The 16,454-nt window shown below is 64.3% G+C and carries 14 protein-coding genes; 9 read left to right on the plus strand and 5 right to left on the minus strand.

The features are described 5' to 3' along the window. Positions 1 to 26 precede the first annotated feature (26 nt). The gene (locus tag ACNAOH_RS11870; protein WP_443970379.1) at positions 27 to 2,189 is read right to left on the minus strand and encodes a TonB-dependent receptor; all 2,163 of its coding nucleotides are present in this window, start codon (positions 2,187 to 2,189) and stop codon (positions 27 to 29) included. A 300-nt stretch (positions 2,190 to 2,489) separates the two neighbouring features. On the opposite strand from ACNAOH_RS11870, the gene ACNAOH_RS11875 reads away from it, so the two are divergent. Next, positions 2,490 to 2,783: a hypothetical protein gene (locus ACNAOH_RS11875; protein ID WP_443970380.1), complete on the plus strand. Its 294-nt coding sequence runs from the start codon at positions 2,490 to 2,492 to the stop codon at positions 2,781 to 2,783. Between the two features lie 36 nt (positions 2,784 to 2,819). On the opposite strand, the gene ACNAOH_RS11880 is transcribed toward ACNAOH_RS11875, so the two are convergent. Beyond that, on the minus strand, positions 2,820 to 4,379 hold the full coding sequence (locus ACNAOH_RS11880) for a M23 family metallopeptidase (protein WP_443970381.1): 1,560 nt from the start codon (positions 4,377 to 4,379) through the stop codon (positions 2,820 to 2,822). Between the two features lie 239 nt (positions 4,380 to 4,618). Between ACNAOH_RS11880 and ACNAOH_RS11885 the strand changes: the two genes are divergently transcribed. The 5 genes from ACNAOH_RS11885 (at position 4,619) to ACNAOH_RS11905 (ending at position 9,780) form a co-directional block, all read left to right on the plus strand. Further along, on the plus strand, positions 4,619 to 7,387 hold the full coding sequence (locus ACNAOH_RS11885) for a helicase-related protein (protein ID WP_443970382.1): 2,769 nt from the start codon (positions 4,619 to 4,621) through the stop codon (positions 7,385 to 7,387). Beyond that, positions 7,377 to 7,730 carry an RNA-binding S4 domain-containing protein gene (locus ACNAOH_RS11890; RefSeq protein ID WP_443970383.1) on the plus strand — a complete coding sequence of 118 codons (354 nt, stop codon included), beginning with the start codon at positions 7,377 to 7,379 and terminating at the stop codon, positions 7,728 to 7,730. Before ACNAOH_RS11885 ends, ACNAOH_RS11890 begins: the two co-directional genes overlap by 11 nt. Before the next feature lie 69 nt (positions 7,731 to 7,799). After that, positions 7,800 to 8,138, plus strand: coding sequence for a ferredoxin FdxA (gene fdxA, locus ACNAOH_RS11895; protein WP_443970384.1), 339 nt, complete (start codon positions 7,800 to 7,802; stop codon positions 8,136 to 8,138). Between the two features lie 246 nt (positions 8,139 to 8,384). Next, positions 8,385 to 8,918, plus strand: coding sequence for a CarD family transcriptional regulator (locus ACNAOH_RS11900; RefSeq protein ID WP_443970385.1), 534 nt, complete (start codon positions 8,385 to 8,387; stop codon positions 8,916 to 8,918). Between the two features lie 106 nt (positions 8,919 to 9,024). Further along, positions 9,025 to 9,780 carry a head GIN domain-containing protein gene (locus ACNAOH_RS11905; RefSeq protein ID WP_443970386.1) on the plus strand — a complete coding sequence of 252 codons (756 nt, stop codon included), beginning with the start codon at positions 9,025 to 9,027 and terminating at the stop codon, positions 9,778 to 9,780. Between the two features lie 737 nt (positions 9,781 to 10,517). On the opposite strand, the gene ACNAOH_RS11910 is transcribed toward ACNAOH_RS11905, so the two are convergent. The 3 genes from ACNAOH_RS11910 to ACNAOH_RS11920 are packed head-to-tail and all read right to left on the minus strand — an operon-like array spanning position 10,518 to position 13,586. Continuing rightward, positions 10,518 to 11,435: a Vgb family protein gene (locus tag ACNAOH_RS11910; protein ID WP_443970387.1), complete on the minus strand. Its 918-nt coding sequence runs from the start codon at positions 11,433 to 11,435 to the stop codon at positions 10,518 to 10,520. 31 nt (positions 11,436 to 11,466) lie between these two features. Continuing rightward, entirely contained in the window at positions 11,467 to 12,480 is a 1,014-nt protein-coding gene (locus tag ACNAOH_RS11915; RefSeq protein WP_443970388.1) for an MBL fold metallo-hydrolase, read from the minus strand. A gap of 17 nt (positions 12,481 to 12,497) precedes the next feature. Next, positions 12,498 to 13,586, minus strand: coding sequence for an MBL fold metallo-hydrolase (locus ACNAOH_RS11920; RefSeq protein WP_443970389.1), 1,089 nt, complete (start codon positions 13,584 to 13,586; stop codon positions 12,498 to 12,500). Positions 13,587 to 13,736: 150 nt separating this feature from the next. Between ACNAOH_RS11920 and ACNAOH_RS11925 the strand changes: the two genes are divergently transcribed. From ACNAOH_RS11925 to ACNAOH_RS11935, 3 genes are read left to right on the plus strand one after another with little or no spacing between them, the layout of a single operon-like run. Then, positions 13,737 to 14,822 (plus strand): putative urea ABC transporter substrate-binding protein, encoded by a 1,086-nt coding sequence (locus ACNAOH_RS11925; protein WP_443970390.1) that lies wholly within the window; start codon positions 13,737 to 13,739, stop codon positions 14,820 to 14,822. A 28-nt stretch (positions 14,823 to 14,850) separates the two neighbouring features. Beyond that, positions 14,851 to 15,666, plus strand: a complete 816-nt coding sequence (locus tag ACNAOH_RS11930) for an ABC transporter permease (protein ID WP_443970391.1) — start codon at positions 14,851 to 14,853, stop codon at positions 15,664 to 15,666. Continuing rightward, the gene (locus ACNAOH_RS11935; RefSeq protein WP_443970392.1) at positions 15,663 to 16,445 is read left to right on the plus strand and encodes an ATP-binding cassette domain-containing protein; all 783 of its coding nucleotides are present in this window, start codon (positions 15,663 to 15,665) and stop codon (positions 16,443 to 16,445) included. The genes ACNAOH_RS11930 and ACNAOH_RS11935 overlap by 4 nt, the downstream gene beginning before the upstream one ends. The last annotated feature ends 9 nt before the right edge of the window (positions 16,446 to 16,454 follow it).

A 16,454-nucleotide genomic window follows, 5' to 3' on the forward strand; every position in this document is an offset into this window, starting at 1 on the left:
TTCGTTTGTAGACGGGAAATCGAGGGCTAGATCTTCACGCTCAGAGTCAGACGGATGTCGCGACCGGCAAGCGGCGCATAATCCTTGAGGACGCTGGCGTGCCGCCGTGCGACGACATCGAACAGATTATTGCCCGAGAGCAGCAGCGACGTGCGCGTGCTGCCCGGCAGCTTCCACGCCAGCGACGCGTTGACCAGCGTGAAGGACGGCGTGGTGGTCTCGACCCCCGCGACACGATCCTGCGCGAAGTCATGCTCCGCCTCGACGCGTGCCGTGAGCGATTGCCCCTCCCAGCTCAACCCGCCCAGAACACGCAGCGGAGGAATGCGCGGTGCGGGGCCATATCCGGTGACGGTCGCGCGCACATAATCGACCATTCCGTCGATATGGATCTCGCCGCCGCCGACCGAGGCGACATGGGCGTCGGCCTGCGCCTCGAAGCCGAGATAGCGCGCGGGCGCCTGCGAAAACTGGAAGCAGGGGAACTCCAGCTCAGCGCCGCCATTCGCTGCCTGACATGCGGCATCGTCCACGATGCGATCGAAGATGAAGCTGTTGAAGCGATTGTAGAAGCCGGTGAGGCTGACATGATAGCCCGGACCTGACCCGTGCAGGGTCGCCTCGACGCCCCAGCCGCGCTCGGCGCGGAAGGTGGGATCGCCCAGCTCGAACGCCTGTGTACCGGCGTGATTGCCGCGCGCGAAGAGCTCGTCGGCGGTCGGCGCGCGCTCCGAACGGGAGAGATTGAGGCCCACCCGCCAATTGGTGGCGAGACGATAGCTGGCGCCAAGAGAGCCCGAGAAGGTATCGAAGCTGCGCTTGTAGTCCGGCGAACCGAGGACATCATCGGCCGCCGCTTCGATGTCGTTATGCTCGAAGCGTCCGCCGGCCTCGAGCCGTACGTCGCCCAGATCGAGCGACTGGAGCGTGAACAGGCCGTAAGTGGTGCTATCTGTACGCGGCAGGAACTTCTCTTCGCCCTCGATACGGCTCGACCGCTGAAGCAACTGGCCGCCGATTGCGCCGTCCCACGCGCCGCGCCGGGTCTGGATGAGGTCGAGCCGGGCTTCGAGCCCCTGCGCGAAAAAGCGGGTATGCACATCGCTGCGGTCGTCGGCGGAGACTTCCGCATGTTCGTAATCCGCCCAACCTGCACGCAGGCGAATTTGATCGAGGAAGCCGCCGTTCACCGGAGCGACCGCGCGCAGATCTGCGCGGGTCTGGCTCATGACGATGGCGACTTCCTCGGCGCCCTCATGGCTGTGGCCTTCGCCCTCGCTTGCGCCGTCGCCCTCGTCTTCATGATCTTCGCTGGTGATGTAGCGAATGGGCACGCCGTATGAGGAGTGCAGCTTGCCGACCGAAAAGCCGATCGAGCCTCCATTATCGGCAATGAAGGTGAGCCCGCCGGTATAGTTCCAGTTTTCCATGGCGGAGTTGGGCAGCCGGCCGGAGAGATCGGCAAGATCGCGGATGTCCTGCTCGTCGCTGGCGCGCGCTTCGGCACGCTGCGTCGCGCCCAATATGGCGCCGCCGGTGCGCAGGTCGCGTGTCTTGAGATAGGTGCCGTCGGCATGGAAGACGAAGCCGCCGCCGAGCGCAATCTCGGTCTTGCCTGCAACTGAACGTTCCCGTGCTGCGCTCCCGAACGTGCCATTGGCCGCGAGATCGAACCCGCCTTCTGGTAGCCGGCTCGGGATGCGGCCATCGATGATGTTGACCACACCGCCTACCGCCGACGAGCCGTAAAGCAGGGCGGCGGGGCCGTGAAGCACTTCGATGCGCTCGGCGAGCAGCGGATTGATCGCAACGGCGTGATCGACTGAGGTGGCCGAAGCATCGAAGCTGCCGATGCCGTCCGTCAACAGGCGGATGCGATCACCCGCGAAGCCGCGCAATATAGGGCGGGAGGCGCCGGGGCCGAAGGAGGTGGACGAGACGCCGGGCTGTTGCGCGAGCGTGTCACCGATGTTCGAGCGAATGCTCCGGGTCAGCTCCTCGCCTGAGAGTACGCTGGTTCCACCTAATATGTCCGTGTGGCTTCGGGGAATGAGCGCCGTGACAACAATCTCCTCCTGACCGCCGTTGGTAACGGGATCGCCGGGTCCGCGCTGCGCGAAGGCGCCTTGGGGTGCGGCAAAAAGGAGGGTGGCGGAAGCAAGGAGGGTGGTGCGGACTGAAAGGGTCATCAAGCGGCGCCTATAACGTTACAACATATCATTCGGGTTGATAGAGATATGCTGCGCTGCACGCAAGTCGGGAATGTGGAAGATAAGCGTGCTGGCGAAGATCTTTCGTCGCGGAGGAAAGGCGGTTCGTCGTTGGGCCGGCGCTAGGTTGGGGACATATATCTTCATCGTCCCCCCGGCTCGGAGTCGGGATGACGACGAGAGCGGGCGTCTGCGCTTACCCCTTCGCCGTTGTCCCCATCACGTCTCGCTTTTCGGCGTGCTTTGTGATCTGATCATCGCAAATGCGAAGGGCGATCCATGATAGTCTTGGTGATATGCCAGCTTGCCGCCACTCAGGGAGCAGCTTCGCTGGACGGCGTCACGTTCGACCTGTCCAAGGCGAAGCAGCGAGACCCGGACGCGATCATCGTCACGGGACGCCGGACAGATCATCGGCTGAAAACCGACAATAGCCCGGCAGAGCCGCCACCGATCCGCGCGGAAACCCGCTTGTTCGGGAATGCCCGCGCCTCTGCGGAGGTCGAGCAAAGCGTCCTCGCAAACGGTGCAGTGAGCGACCGGGCAATGATTAAATTGAAGATTCCATTCTGAGCCAGCCGCTGGTTGCCCACCAGGTAGCCAAGTGTATCAGTGCGCCGCGCTTGCGAGCGTCTTCGCTTTGCTGGCTTCCGGGCCGAGTGCCGTTTCCGTCGCAGGCTTCGCCGCCGCCACCCCTGTGGGAAGGCGTCTCAATTCGGCCAGCCGCGCACGGAACGCAGAGAGTGCGGCGCCGGAAAGCTGCGCGGCCTGCGTGAACTTCATCGAAGACGGGTTCACCGTCGCGCCGTTGCGGTAGAGCTCATAATGGAGATGCGGGCCGGTCGAGAGGCCGGTCGAGCCGACATAGCCAATGACTTGTCCGCGCCGGACGCGCTCGCCCACTGCTGCCGCGATCCGGCTCATATGCGCATAGCCCGTGGCCATGTTACCCGCGTGCTGGATACGGACATATTTGCCGTGGCCGCCGTGCCAGCCCGCCATGGTGATGCGCCCGTCCGTCACGGCATAAATGGGCGTGCCCCATGCCGCCGCGATATCGATGCCGGCATGCATGCGCGCATAGCCAAGGATGGGATGGAAGCGCTTGCCGTAATTGGACGAAACGCGGCCCGCCACGGGCTGGGCGAGAAGATTGCGGCGCTCGCCGACACCCGACGCCTCGAACCATTGCTCGCGGCCGTCCTGCTTCCAGCGGAGCATGGTGATGGCCTTGCCGCGCGCCCGCTCAAGACCCGCGAAGAGAAGCTGTCCGGTCTCGCTTTCACCCGTGGCGGCGCGCCGATGCGCGACGACGATGTCGAAGCGGTCGCTTGATCCCACATCGCTGCCGATGTCAAGGCGGGTAGCGAGAACCTTGAGATAGGCCTGGATGGTCGCGGGGTCGGCACCTGCGGCACGTGCCGCGCGATAAAGGCCACTCCCCACTGTGCCCCTGATGCGCAGCGGCGTATCGTCAACGGCGATAGGGATGCGCCGAAGCGAAAGCGCTCCGTTCTCCCGCGTGACCTCCAGCGCCAGTTCGAGCCGGGCGCGGACGGAGAGCTTCTCCAGCGGGCGAGGCACATCGCGATTGGGGCGGCGGCCAAGGACGAGGCGCACGCGCGTGCCCGCCGGGATGCTGCGCGGATCGACCGCGCTGGCAATGAGAGCGAGGGCGTCTTCCGCGTCACGATCGCTGACGCCGGAGCGGGAGAGGGTGCGCGCGAAGCTGCCCCCGGTGCCGAGCGCGGCGTCCAGTTCGATCTGGGGGCGCTCCGGGGTCTGAGCGAGAGGTGAGACGGCATCGGTTGGCCCCATGCGGAAGCCGCTGTCGCCGCCCAGCGCGAGGGCGTTGACCATCTGCGCCCGATACTGATCGAAATGATCGCGTGTCAGCTCTGGCTCGGGCGCTGCCGGCACGGGCTGGATGCCCGGCGACAGGAGCAGCATCGTGGCGCAAAGGGCGGTGCAGGTGGCAAGGCCACGGCACCAGGTGCGCGAGCCGATGTTCCGGCCAAGATCGGGGACAAGATCGACGTCCTGCGCCCAGCTTTCGGCATATTCGCGAAGGCGAACCGTTCGCGCGACGGGAAGCGCAGCGGCGCGATTCAGCCAGAGCGCCGCGCTGCCACCGGTCGAGCCGGGCTGGAACTCTATCTTCTGAAACACGTTAAACGTCGACCCCCGAGGTCCGCTCCGCTTGCCGCGCGTCCGGTTTCGGCGCCGGCTTTGCGCGACTTTTGTGAAGGCTGGTGGTTAAAGTCAAATAAACGCGGTCCTTATCGCGCTTTCTCTGCGACGAGCCGTGCGTGCGCGCGGTCGGGCTGATCACGGGCATGGGACGCGAAAGCGCGGTTTAGCCAAAGCCCTTGCGTCCGCCCCGGATGTCCCTCACCTAAGGTGTCATCATGACCAGCTTTGCCCGTTCGGCGCTCGTCGCCGTGCTTGGGCCAACAAACACGGGCAAGACCCACCTCGCGATCGAGCGAATGTGCGGCCATTCGAGCGGGCTCATGGGCTTTCCGCTCCGGTTGCTCGCGCGCGAGGTTTATGACCGGGTCGTCGCGCTCAAGGGAGCGGGGCAGGTCGCGCTCGTGACCGGTGAGGAGCGGATCGTCCCGCCGGGCGCGCGCTATGTGCTGGCAACGGCGGAGGCAATGCCTGTTTCGGGTTCGGTTTCCAGAGCCGGGTCTCCGCGAGCGGCCGTGGAGGGCATTGGCAGCCTTCGTGACTTCGCCTTTGTGGCGGTGGACGAAGTGCAACTCGCCGCCGACCGGGAGCGGGGTCACATCTTTACCGACCGGTTGCTTCATGCGCGCGGCCGCGAGGAGACGATGCTGCTTGGCTCCGCCAGCATGACGCGCACAGTGAGCGCGCTGCTGCCGGATGCGGAGATCATCGCCCGGCCGCGTTTCTCGACGCTGAGTTATGCGGGCTCCCGCAAGCTCTCCCGCCTGCCGCGCCGATCCGCCGTCGTCGCCTTCTCGGTGGAGGAGGTCTATGCGGTCGCGGAGCTGCTGCGGCGTCATCGGGGCGGGGCGGCAGTCGTCATGGGATCGCTGAGCCCGGCCGCGCGCAACGCGCAGGTCGCGATGTTCGAGGCGGGCGAGGTCGATTATCTGGTCGCGACCGATGCGATCGGCATGGGCCTCAACCTCGATCTCGATCATGTGGCCTTCGCCTCGCTCCGCAAGTTCGACGGTCAGCGCACTCGCCGGCTCACAATTGCCGAGATGGCGCAGATCGCCGGCCGCGCCGGCCGCCACCAGCGGGACGGGACATTTGGCGATCTCGCGTCCAGCGATGCGCCGCCGGCCTTCACGCCCGAGGAGATCGAGCGGATCGAGGCGCACCGGTTCGATCCGGTCGAGCGAATCTACTGGCGCCGATCTGATCTCCCGATGGACAGCGTCGCTTCGCTGGTGGAGGCGCTCGTCGAGCGACCCGACCGGCCGGAACTGGCGGCTGCGCCCGAAGCCGTCGACCTCGCGCTGCTGCGCTATCTTTCCGGCCAGCCGGACGTGATTGCGCGGGCGCGCGGTGCCGCGCAGGTCTCGCGCCTGTGGGCAGCTTGCTCCGTGCCCGATTTCCAGAAGCTGGGGGTCGAGCATCATGGCCGACTCGTCCATCGGCTCTGGCAGCATCTCTCGGAAGGCGACGGCCTCATTCCGCACGACTGGTTCGCGGGGCAGCTTGCCCGGCTGGACAATGTGCAGGGGGATGTGGATGCGCTGGCCGGACGCATCGCTGCCGCGCGCATCTGGGCCTATGTGTCACAGCGGCCCGACTGGCTGCGGCACCCGGCGGAAATGGCGGAACGCGCCCGAGCGCTGGAGGAGCGTCTGTCAGACGCATTGCACGGCGCGCTGCGCCAGCGCTTCGTTGACAAGCGCTCCGTCGTGCTGATGCGCAAGATCCATCAGGACGATGCGCTCTTGCCTGTGGACGTGGAGGGGAATGGCGCTGTATCTGTCGATGGCCATCATATCGGCCGGCTCTCCGGTTTCCGTTTCATCGCCGACCCCGCAGCGCGGGCAGGCGAGAAGCGGCTGCTGATTGCCACTGCCGAACGGAGACTGGGAACGCATTTGAAGGAAAAGGCAGAAAAGCTGGTCGCGGCGGAGGACAAATCCTTCTCGCTCGCGGCTGCGTCGGGAGACACGCCCGCCATCATCTGGGAGGACATGCCTGTTGCCAGCCTGCGGGCCGGCAAGCAGTTGCTTGTGCCGGAAATCGGCCTAGACAGCGGCCTTGCGGCGTTGCCGCAGGAGACGCAGCAAGCGGTGCGCGAGCGACTGGCGCGCTGGATCACCGCGCAGCTGGAACGGCATGTGCCCACGCTCACCCGCATGGATGTGACCGCGCGGGAAGCCGAGACGCCGCCGAGCGTGCGGGCAGTGCTGGCGCAGCTCGTCGACGCGGGCGGCATCATGGCGCGGCGTCCGCTCGACGAGTCGCTGGGGCTGATCGCCAAGGACGACCGGCCGCATCTGCGCAAGGCAGGCGTGGTGATCGGCGTGCTCGATCTCTTTCACCCCGGCCTCATCAAGCCGGGCGGTGCGCTGTGGCGCATGGCGCTGCTCTCGCTGCGGCGAGGCAAGCCCACGGTGTCGCTGCCGCCAGCGGGCGCCGTGATGCTGCCCGCCGAGGGCGAGGGTGCGTGGACGGACGAGATTGGTGCCCGAATCGGCGGGTTCCGGCGTCTGGGCGACGTGTATCTGCGCATCGATATCGCCGAGCGGCTGGCCCGCGCCGCGCATGAAGCCATTGCGAAGGCGCAGCCCTATCTGGCGAGCGATCCCATGATCGTCTCGATTGGCCTGCCGGAGTCCGCGTTCCTGGAGCTGATGCGGCAGTCCGGCTTCCGCGCCATTCCGGACGCTGCCGAAGGAGCCGTGAACTGGGCGTTCAAGGGACGGCCCAAGCCGAGACCCCGGCCGGAACGCGAGGGGGCGGGGCCGCGAGGCCGCTCCAGGCGTGACGGAGGTGCTGAGGAAAATGCTCCGCGCGAGGGCGGTCGCCCGCCTCGGCGCAATGCCCCTCCGCGTGATGGTGCACGCCGTCGCCCGGCCGAAGAGCGCGCGCCCCGGAGCGACGGCGCGGCGGCGAAGAGCAGCGGGCAGGCGACAAGCAAGGCTCTGGCAGGGCTGGCGGCTTTGCTCGGACGTGAGGAATAGGGCGCTGCCGGCCCAGGCTCCGGCACAGCAGATCGGCGCCGGCCCGAGCCTGCGGATCGACAAGTTCCTGTGGTTCGTGCGACTCGCCCCCAACCGGTCGAATGCACAGGCACTGGCCGAGCGTGGCGTGATCCGGCTCAACGGGCGCCGTGTCGAGCGGGCGCACGCAGCCGTGCGGGTGGGCGATCTCATCACGGTGCCGCAGGGCATGCACGTCCGCGTCGTCCGCGTCGCGGCGCTGCCAGTGCGGCGCGGCCCCGCGAGCGAAGCCCAGCTCTGTTATGAGGATATCCGGCCGGGGGAAGGGGCAAACACCCATGCCGATAGCCAGTCTGGCGGTTGACGGGGGCGCTGGTGCCGCATATCGCGCTCCCGCGAGGCGGGGAACCGCGCGACGACGAGGAATGAATCGATGACCTATGTGGTGACGGACGCCTGCATCCGCTGCAAATATATGGATTGCGTGGAAGTCTGTCCGGTCGACTGTTTCTATGAAGGCGAGAATATGCTCGTCATCAATCCTAACGAGTGCATCGACTGCGGTGTGTGCGAGCCGGAATGCCCGGCTGAGGCTATCCTTCCGGATACGGAGAGCGGCCTGGAGCAGTGGCTGGAGCTCAACACGCAGTATTCCGCCGAATGGCCCAACATCACCACCAAGGGTGAAGCCCCTGCCGATGCCGACGCGCACAAGGGCGAAGACGGCAAGTTCGAGAAATATTTCTCGCCGGAGCCTGGCACCGGCGGCTAAGCTGTGTCCAGCTGCTTCTGGTCGTAATAAAATTGCGTTTGGTGGTCGAGCGGGCCGGGCCTGCACGGCGGGCTGGCTTTTTTGTGACGAATCTGTTAACAGGGTTCTGTTGACGGCGACGTTCAGTCGCCCGGGAGCCAGTCGCATGACATGTCGCAGGGGAGGCGTTTCTACGCCTTGATGGATTCAATCAAGACCCCTTGCAATCCCCCTCAGCCAAACTCCACAGATAAGAAAGGTTCGCACATGGCTGCAAAAGCACTGTCCTTTGATGTCGGCGATTATGTCGTCTATCCCAAGCACGGTGTGGGCCGCGTGATCGAGCTGCAAAGCCAGAAGATCGCCGGAATCGACCTCGAACTCTACGTCCTGCGGTTCGAGAAGGAGCGCATGACGCTCCGCGTACCCACCAACAAGGCCGAGAGCGTCGGTATGCGCAAGCTCTCCAGCGACAAGACGCTGGGCGAGGCGCTCGACACCCTCAAGGGCAAGCCCAAGGTGAAGCGGACCATGTGGTCGCGCCGTGCGCAGGAATATGAAGCGAAGATCAACTCGGGCGACCTCGTGTCGATCGCCGAAGTGACGCGCGACCTCTTCCGCGCCGACGATCAGCCCGAGCAGAGCTATTCCGAGCGGCAGATCTTCGAGGCGGCATCCAGCCGGCTCGCGCGCGAACTCGCCGCGATGGAGCAGGTCGACGAGCCCACCGCCCTCAAGAAGATCCTGCAGATCCTCAACGAGGCGGCGCCGAAATATGCGCGCGAGCGCGTGGAAGGCTGAACGCTTTCGAAGCGGACAAATGAGAGGGGCGTCGAGAGGCGCCCCTTTTTCTTGCCTTCGCATCTCTAGGTGTATTATGTATGTGATACACAAAGGGAGATGATTTATGTCCGCTCGATATCGCTCGCGCCTCGCTATCAGCGTTGTCGCGGCCCTCATTCTGACGCCCGCATTCAGCGCCTGTTCGCGCGATAATACATCGTCTCAGGCTGGGGGCGTGGGTGATGAAGGCAGGGGCCTCGCGCCGGACGGCACCGCGGCATTGCGCGATTTCACGAAGGTCGATGCGACGGGGCCGGATAATGTCGAGGTCTCGGTCGGGCCCGATTTTTCGGTTCGCGCCAAGGGCGACAAGGCCGTGCTGGACACGCTGCGTTTAGAGGTCGATGGCGATACACTGGAGATCAGCCGAAAGAACGGAGCGAACCAGCCGCGCGGGTCGGCGACGGTCTATGTCACGCTTCCGCGTCTGACGGGCGCCTCGCTCACTGGCTCCGGCGATATGGCGATCGACCGCCTGACCGGCGCAGAGGTGGCGCTGTCGATCACCGGCTCGGGCGACATATCCGTGCCTTCCGTTGCCGTGGACACACTCGACATCTCGGCGATTGGGCCGGGAAGCTACGCTTTGAGCGGAACCGCGAAGCAGGCGGGCATCTCTCTCACCGGATCAGGAGACATCAAGGGCGAGACGTTGAAAGTGGGTCGTGCCGATGTGTCGCTGATTGGCTCAGGCAATGCCTGGCTGGCGTCGGATGGCGAGGTCTCGGTGAACCTGCTCGGCTCCGGCAATGTCCGTGTCAAAGGCAAGGCGCGGTGCAGGAAGCTGGGGATCGGCTCGGGCGAAGTGACGTGCGGCTAAGGCGGCCTGTGGCTGAGGGTTGTCTGGACTAGCGCACAAAAGCGGACTGTCCGGACACGACGATATTGCGGACGTCGTAAGGAAGTGGAATTATGGCGAGGTGCTGCGACTGCTAAACAGATACCGAAATTATCTTTCTTCGAGGGCATTACCTCGAAACGGATTGGCGTGGGCTAACGAGTTTGGTTATCAAGTGTCGCATTGGATGCTTGTGCCTTTGGTGACAGCGGCAATTTTTTGGCTGCTTTCTGTGCCAGAGCACGCATGGGTTTGGCCCATGCGTCTGGCCATCTCAATCGCAGTGATCGGTTTCGGGCTCGTGATCTGGGAGTTTTTGATCTCACCAGTCAGCGAAGACCTTATCGACGCAGTAAGGTCCCGAGACCGGGACAGCTGATTGTCCGCTTCCCCCGACTTCCCAGACATTGGATGGCGTTTTGACCTCGCCTGAAAGCCGCCTGACCGGAAACGACCACATTGCGGGCATTGACCCTATCCAGTTCCGTTCGTTCTGAGTAGCTGCTGAGCTTGCCGAAGCAGCTTATCGAAGGGCGGTCGTGGCTGCGGCCGATGCTTCGATATGGCTCTTCGATAAGCGCCTGCGGGGCTATTCAAAGCCTACTCAGCACGAACGGAACAGGGAAGGGGCCGTCCGCTCCCCCAACCATTCAGCCACCGGATCATAACGCGATCTTGCGAAAGCGGCGCTCGACAGAGGAGCGGACCTGCGCCCAGTCCTACTTCGCGGGTTTGTCGCTCCACCAGGAGAGGGTGTGCACGTCATGCGCGCTGGTCCAGATGCCCTTTGGCGTATAGCGCAGGGCGCCGCTGCCCGCCGCCTTGCCGGCACGTAGCACGACTTCCATCTTCTTGGGATCGATCACCGCAAATGTCTGGTCGTCGGTGGTGCGGAGCCAGATCTTGCCGCCGCCGGCATCGATGTCGCCGAATTTCAGATTGGCGCCGACCTTCACGCGGCCGGTCACTTCTACCTTTGCCGGGTCGATGCGGGCGAGGGTGCCGTCGCCCTGCTCCTGAATCCACACCGCGCCTTCTCCCGCGACGAGGAAGCCAGGCATCTTACCGATGGTGATCGTCTTGGTCACTGCGTTGGTCTTGGGATCGACACGCTGAAGCGTCTGGTTCTTGCCGCTCGCCGCCCACAATGCGCCGAAGCCGAAGGAGAGATAGGATGTGCTGGGCGCGACCTCGACAGTGGCGATGACGGCGTTGGTCGCCGGGTCGATGCGCGAGACCTTACCCTGCGTCTCGCTCGGCGCCCAGATGGAGCCCGCGCCCGCGACGACATTCAGCTCGCCCCGAGGCCCGAGGCCGACGGGGATTTTCGCGAGGATTTGCGAGGTCTTCGGATCGATGCGATAGACATCACCATCCTTACAGTTGGCGACCCACAGCGAGCCGAAGGCGACGGTCATGGCGCCGCAGGGACGGGGCACGGCGACGGACGCCTTCTTGCCCGCCGTGGACCATTGCTCGACCCGACCGGAATTGGTGGCCCACACGGTGTCCCCGTCGATCGCGAGAAAATCGGCGAACCCCGGCACGCTGATCTCCTGCTCGCGCAGGGCAGAGGGATTTGGTGAAGCCGCGCCCAGCACGGCAATCAACAGCGGCAAACCAACAAGCTTCTTCATGCGCGTCCTCCTGCCCGGCACCCCATGTGCCTCAACTGTAACGATAAGGGTTCTTGTCGATCGTGGTCGTTCCCCGCGTCTGGTTGCAGAGGAAGACCGTGCCGGTGAAGTAGATGCCCGGCTCCTTGATGGTCTTTGCGTATTCGAACGCTTCGCGCAGCTGCTGCACGGTCATTTCCACCGGCGCCTCATCCGGTTGCCAGGTCATGCCATAGGCATAGTCCTGACCGTCCTTGCTGATCTCGACATGGCAGCCCATCACATGGCTGACCGGATGCGTGTCCACGAAGTCGATCAGGCGCTTCATGCTGTCGAACCAGGGCTGCCAGAAGCTGATGTAGCAGCGTCCCCGGTAGAACATATCGCCGGTGTAGAGGATCTGGGTGTAGCTGTCGTAATAGGCGAACTCCGACACGACATGGCCCGGCGAGCCCCAGATGAGGATGTCGCGGCCGCCAAGGTCCAGCGTGACCCGCTCCTCGGGGAAATTGGTCATGCCCCAGAAGCCGACCATCTCCTCATGCGTGAGGCCCATATAGCGGGTGTTGGGGCGGTCGGCGAACTGGTTGACCGCCGCATAATGGTCGGCATGGAGATGGCTGAAGGCCACCAGTAGCTCCAGGCTTGCCGGATCGCGACCATTGCGGGCGCACCACTCGTCAATGCACTGATCGACCACGCCGCGCAGATCCCAGTCGTTGCGGTGCTGAGTGAAGCCCTCGTCGAGCAACAGCACGCGATCATTGCCGAAATAGAGCGGCGCGAACGGCGCTTCGTAGCTGTAAGCCTTGTTCTGACGCAGGATCGCCGTGTGCGGATCGTACCAGTGCACCTGAACCGGCGGATCGGTGTTGTCCATGCAGGAGGACGAACCGCAAATCCACTTCTTGGGGAAACTGCCCTCGGCGGGCACGTTGGTCTTGAAGTCGACGGGCGCGGGGCGCACCGCGGCGGTGGCGGCCTTTGCCGCGCTCGCGAGGCCCATGCCCGAGAGCGGGACCGCTGCGGCGGCTGCATTGTACGAAAGGAAAGTGCGACGATCCACGGAAGCTCTCCTCACGATCAGAAGGGGCGGGGCGGGTTGATATTGGGCACGCCCTCAGGCCAGACCTGCGTGCGCTGATCCGGGCTCACCCCGTTGAACAGAACGAAGTCGGGGCGAATGAGCATCATGTCCTTGCCTTGCACCTCGCGGGCATATTTGAGCGCCTCGTCGATCAGTGCGGGCTCCATTTCGAGCACCCGCTCGTAGGGTTTGTAGGTGTAGAAGCGGGGATAATATTTGCCGGGAGCGAACATCATCTCGATGTGACCGCCCAGGATCCACTTGACCGGTCGGCTTGCCGCGAATCCCTTGAGCCGCTCCAGCGAGGCGATGAAATCCCGGTCATTGCCGATGTTGATCTTGCCCGGAAACAGAAGGTCACCGGTAAAGAGAAAGTCGCAATAGGGGTCGTAAAAGCTGACCCCGTCCTTGTGCGTGCCGGGCGTGGGGATGACTTCGATCACCCGGTCGCCCAGATCGATTTTTCCGGTGCCGCTGGGCCAACTGCTCCCGAGACCATAAAAGCGCTTCATCACATCGAGGGGCTTCGGCACGATCACCGTGTCGGGGCGTCCCGCGAACTGCACCAGCCCCTGATTCTGCGCCATGTCTTCGCCGGATGTCAGCGCAATGGTGAGGGGAACCTTGCTGCGCCCGCGCGCCTGAGCCCAGCGCGTGATGATCGCGTCCACCGTCTCCCGCAGGGGATAATGCCGCGCGTTGGCCGTGGCGCCACTGTCGATGAGGAGGGCGCCCTTGTTCCCGAACAGGAGATAAGTGAACGGCGCTTCCCAGTGCACGCAAACATTCTGGCGCAGAACGAAGCTATCCTCATTATACTGCACCACCTGCACGCGCGGATCGCGGTTTTTCGCGGCGATGTTCGATCCGTAGGTCCACCGGAACGCGAGATTGCCCGGCGCGGGGCCGTCACTGGCATAATCGTGGACGACTGCTTTGTTGCGGTGCAGCGGAACCGCGCTATCCGTGTTGCGGACGCCGGGACGGTTATAGTCCAGATCGGGGTTGCCATTAGGATAGGCGCGCCCTGTCGCGGACTGGGGGTTTCCCGACAGGGCGGGATTATAGGTGGAGCTCTGTGCCACGATATTCTCCCGAAAAAGATCCGCAGCCCTCTGTCTGCAATCTCGATGGCCGGGATAGTATCAATATTACAAACTGCATCAATGGTAATAATTACACATGGACAAGCTGTGGATTTGTCGCAATGCTGCAGCACGAAAGGGAATCGAATCATGCTCAACTGGATACGTGGCGCGGGAACCATCGCACTGACCGCATGCGCACTCATGATGGCGTCCTGCTCGTCCGGACCTGACAAGCCGGCCGAAGCGCGCAAGGAATTCAGTATCGGCTGGTCGATCTATGCGGGGTGGATGCCCTGGCCCTATGCCCAGCAGGCGGGCATCGTGAAGAAATGGGCCGACAAATACGGCATCAAGATCAACATCGTGCAGGTGAACGACTATGTGGAGTCGGTGAACCAGTACACGGCCGGCAAGCTGGATGGCGTGACGGTGGCGAACATGGATGCGCTCACCATTCCTGCCGCTGGCGGCAAGGACACCAGCGCGATCATCGTGGGCGATTACTCGAACGGCAATGACGGCGTCATACTGAAGGGCGCGAACAGCCTCGCGGCGATCAAGGGCCGGGAAGTCTATCTCGCCGAGCTTTCGGTCTCCCATTATCTGCTGGCGCGCGGCCTCGGTTCGGTCGGCATGTCGCTGACGGACGTCAAGACGGTGAACACGTCCGACGCGGACATTGTGGGCGCATTTGCTGCTCCTGCGGTAACGGCAGCGGTTGCATGGAACCCGCAGCTCTCGGTCATGAAGAAGACGCCGGGCGCGAACCTTGTCTTCAGCTCGGCCGACATTCCGGGCGAAATCCTCGACCTGCTGGTGGTGGATAGCGCGACGCTGAAAGCCAATCCCAATCTGGGCAAGGCGCTTGCGGGCATCTGGTACGAGACGACCGCGCTGATGCAGCGGCAGGACGAACAGGGGAAGGCCGCCCGCGCGGCCATGGCAAAGCTAGCCGGCGCTACGCCGGAGGTCTTCGACAGCCAGCTCTCGACCACCTACCTCTATTCCGACCCGAAGGCGGCGGTCGCGGCTACCTCATCCCCGGCGCTCGTCACAACCATGACCCGGGTCCGCGACTTCAGCTACTCGAAAGGGCTGTTCGGCCAGGGCGCGAAATCCGCCGATGCAGTGGGCATGGCCTTCCCCGGCAACAAGACCCTAGGCGACCCGAACCGTGTGACCCTGCGGTTCGACGCGAGCTACATGCAGATGGCCGCCGACGGTAAACTCTGAACGCGAAGCCGAAGCGGAGAAGCACGCCATGCGCTGGGTGAACCGACGTACCGGACGGGGGGCCAGCTTCCTTCTGGGAGCAACCCCGATCCTCATCCTCGTGCTGGTCTATCTGGTGATGGCGGCCAGCCGCCACTCCGCCAACCCCAGCGACAAGATCCTGCCCATGCCGTCCGCGATGGCAGAGGCGATGTCGGTGCTGATCTTCCAGCCCGACCAGCTCTCGGGTCAGCTGATCTTCTGGGCCGACACGCTGGCGAGCCTGCAACGACTGGGCCTTGGCCTTGGCATCTCCACCCTCTCGGCGCTGCTGGTCGGCCTGTTGCTGGGCGTGCTGCCGCCGGTGCGGGCGACATTCGGCCCGCTGGTGACCGGCATCGCGGTGATCCCACCCATTGCGCTGCTGCCCATCCTGTTCATCGCCTTTGGTCTGGGTGAGACGGCGAAAGTGGCGCTGATCGTCATCGGCATCGCGCCGTTCATGATCCGGGATGTCGCGGCCCACATCGCCGCGCTGCCGAGGGAACAGATCGCCAAGGCGCAGACACTGGGCGCGAGCAGCTGGCAAGTGATGATCCGCGTCGCGCTGCCGCAGGCGATGCCCCGGCTCATTCAGGCCGTGCGCCTCTCGCTCGGCCCGGCTTGGGTCTTCTTGATCTCCGCCGAGGCCATCGCGTCAGACATTGGCCTTGGCTACCGAATCTTCCTCGTCCGCCGTTACCTCTCGATGGACATCATCCTGCCCTATGTGGCGTGGATCGCGCTGCTTGCGATCCTGATGGACATGGCCCTCACTTGGTCGAGCCGGCGGATGTTCTCCTGGGCACATGGAGCGCAACATTGAGCACGCTGCTGAGCCTCCGCGACGTCTGGGTCGAATATGGCGACAAGGTCGTGCTGGAGCGGGTGAACCTCGACATAGCCGCCGGCTCCTTCGTTTCGATAATTGGGCCTTCCGGTGCGGGCAAGAGCAGCCTGCTGCGCGTGATCCTGGGGCAGGAAGTGCCCACACGCGGGTCCATCCTGCTGGATGGCACGCCGCTCACGCCCGAATGCGGGCCGGATCGCGGCGTCGTCTTCCAGCGCTATTCGGTGTTTCCGCACCTTACTGTGCTGCGGAACACGATGTTCGGGCTGGAATGTGAGCAGGCGCCTCTGGCCGCCCGGCTGTTCGGCGCGCGGCGGCGGGCGGCGAGGGCCGAGGCGGAGGAAATGCTCGATGCCGTCGGGCTGAGCGATAGCCTGCATCTCTACCCCGCGCAGATGTCGGGCGGGATGCAGCAGCGGCTGGCGATCGCGCAGGCGCTCATCAAGCGCCCCCGCGTCCTGCTGCTCGACGAGCCGTTCGGTGCGCTCGATCCGGGGATCAGGGCGGACATGCACACGCTCATCACTCGGCTGTGGACCGAGTATGGGCTGACGATCATCATGGTGACGCACGATATTCGCGAGGCTTTCTCGCTCGGCACCCGCGTGCTCACCATGGACAAACGCCGCCGCGATCCCCACGCGCCCCACCGTTTCGGCGCCACTGCGGTCTATGATCTGCCGCTGACCCGGCGCCCCGCACCCCCTGTTGCCGTCGATGAAAGTATTACACTTGACGGAATTGGTAATAATTGAGAGGTCTGC

The organism is Sphingobium sp. CR28 (assembly GCF_052327305.1).
Taxonomy (GTDB): Bacteria; Pseudomonadota; Alphaproteobacteria; order Sphingomonadales; family Sphingomonadaceae; genus Sphingobium.

What these genes read in the sequence shown, in the direction of transcription:
- ACNAOH_RS11870 (WP_443970379.1), bottom strand. Translation starts at nt 2,189, where the DNA reads ATGACCCTTTCAGTCCGCACCACCCTCCTTGCTTCCGCCACCCTCCTT.
- ACNAOH_RS11875 (WP_443970380.1), top strand. Translation starts at nt 2,490, where the DNA reads ATGATAGTCTTGGTGATATGCCAGCTTGCCGCCACTCAGGGAGCAGCT.
- ACNAOH_RS11885 (WP_443970382.1), top strand. Translation starts at nt 4,619, where the DNA reads ATGACCAGCTTTGCCCGTTCGGCGCTCGTCGCCGTGCTTGGGCCAACA.
- fdxA (WP_443970384.1), top strand. Translation starts at nt 7,800, where the DNA reads ATGACCTATGTGGTGACGGACGCCTGCATCCGCTGCAAATATATGGAT.
- ACNAOH_RS11900 (WP_443970385.1), top strand. Translation starts at nt 8,385, where the DNA reads ATGGCTGCAAAAGCACTGTCCTTTGATGTCGGCGATTATGTCGTCTAT.
- ACNAOH_RS11905 (WP_443970386.1), top strand. Translation starts at nt 9,025, where the DNA reads ATGTCCGCTCGATATCGCTCGCGCCTCGCTATCAGCGTTGTCGCGGCC.
- ACNAOH_RS11910 (WP_443970387.1), bottom strand. Translation starts at nt 11,435, where the DNA reads ATGAAGAAGCTTGTTGGTTTGCCGCTGTTGATTGCCGTGCTGGGCGCG.
- ACNAOH_RS11925 (WP_443970390.1), top strand. Translation starts at nt 13,737, where the DNA reads ATGCTCAACTGGATACGTGGCGCGGGAACCATCGCACTGACCGCATGC.
- ACNAOH_RS11930 (WP_443970391.1), top strand. Translation starts at nt 14,851, where the DNA reads ATGCGCTGGGTGAACCGACGTACCGGACGGGGGGCCAGCTTCCTTCTG.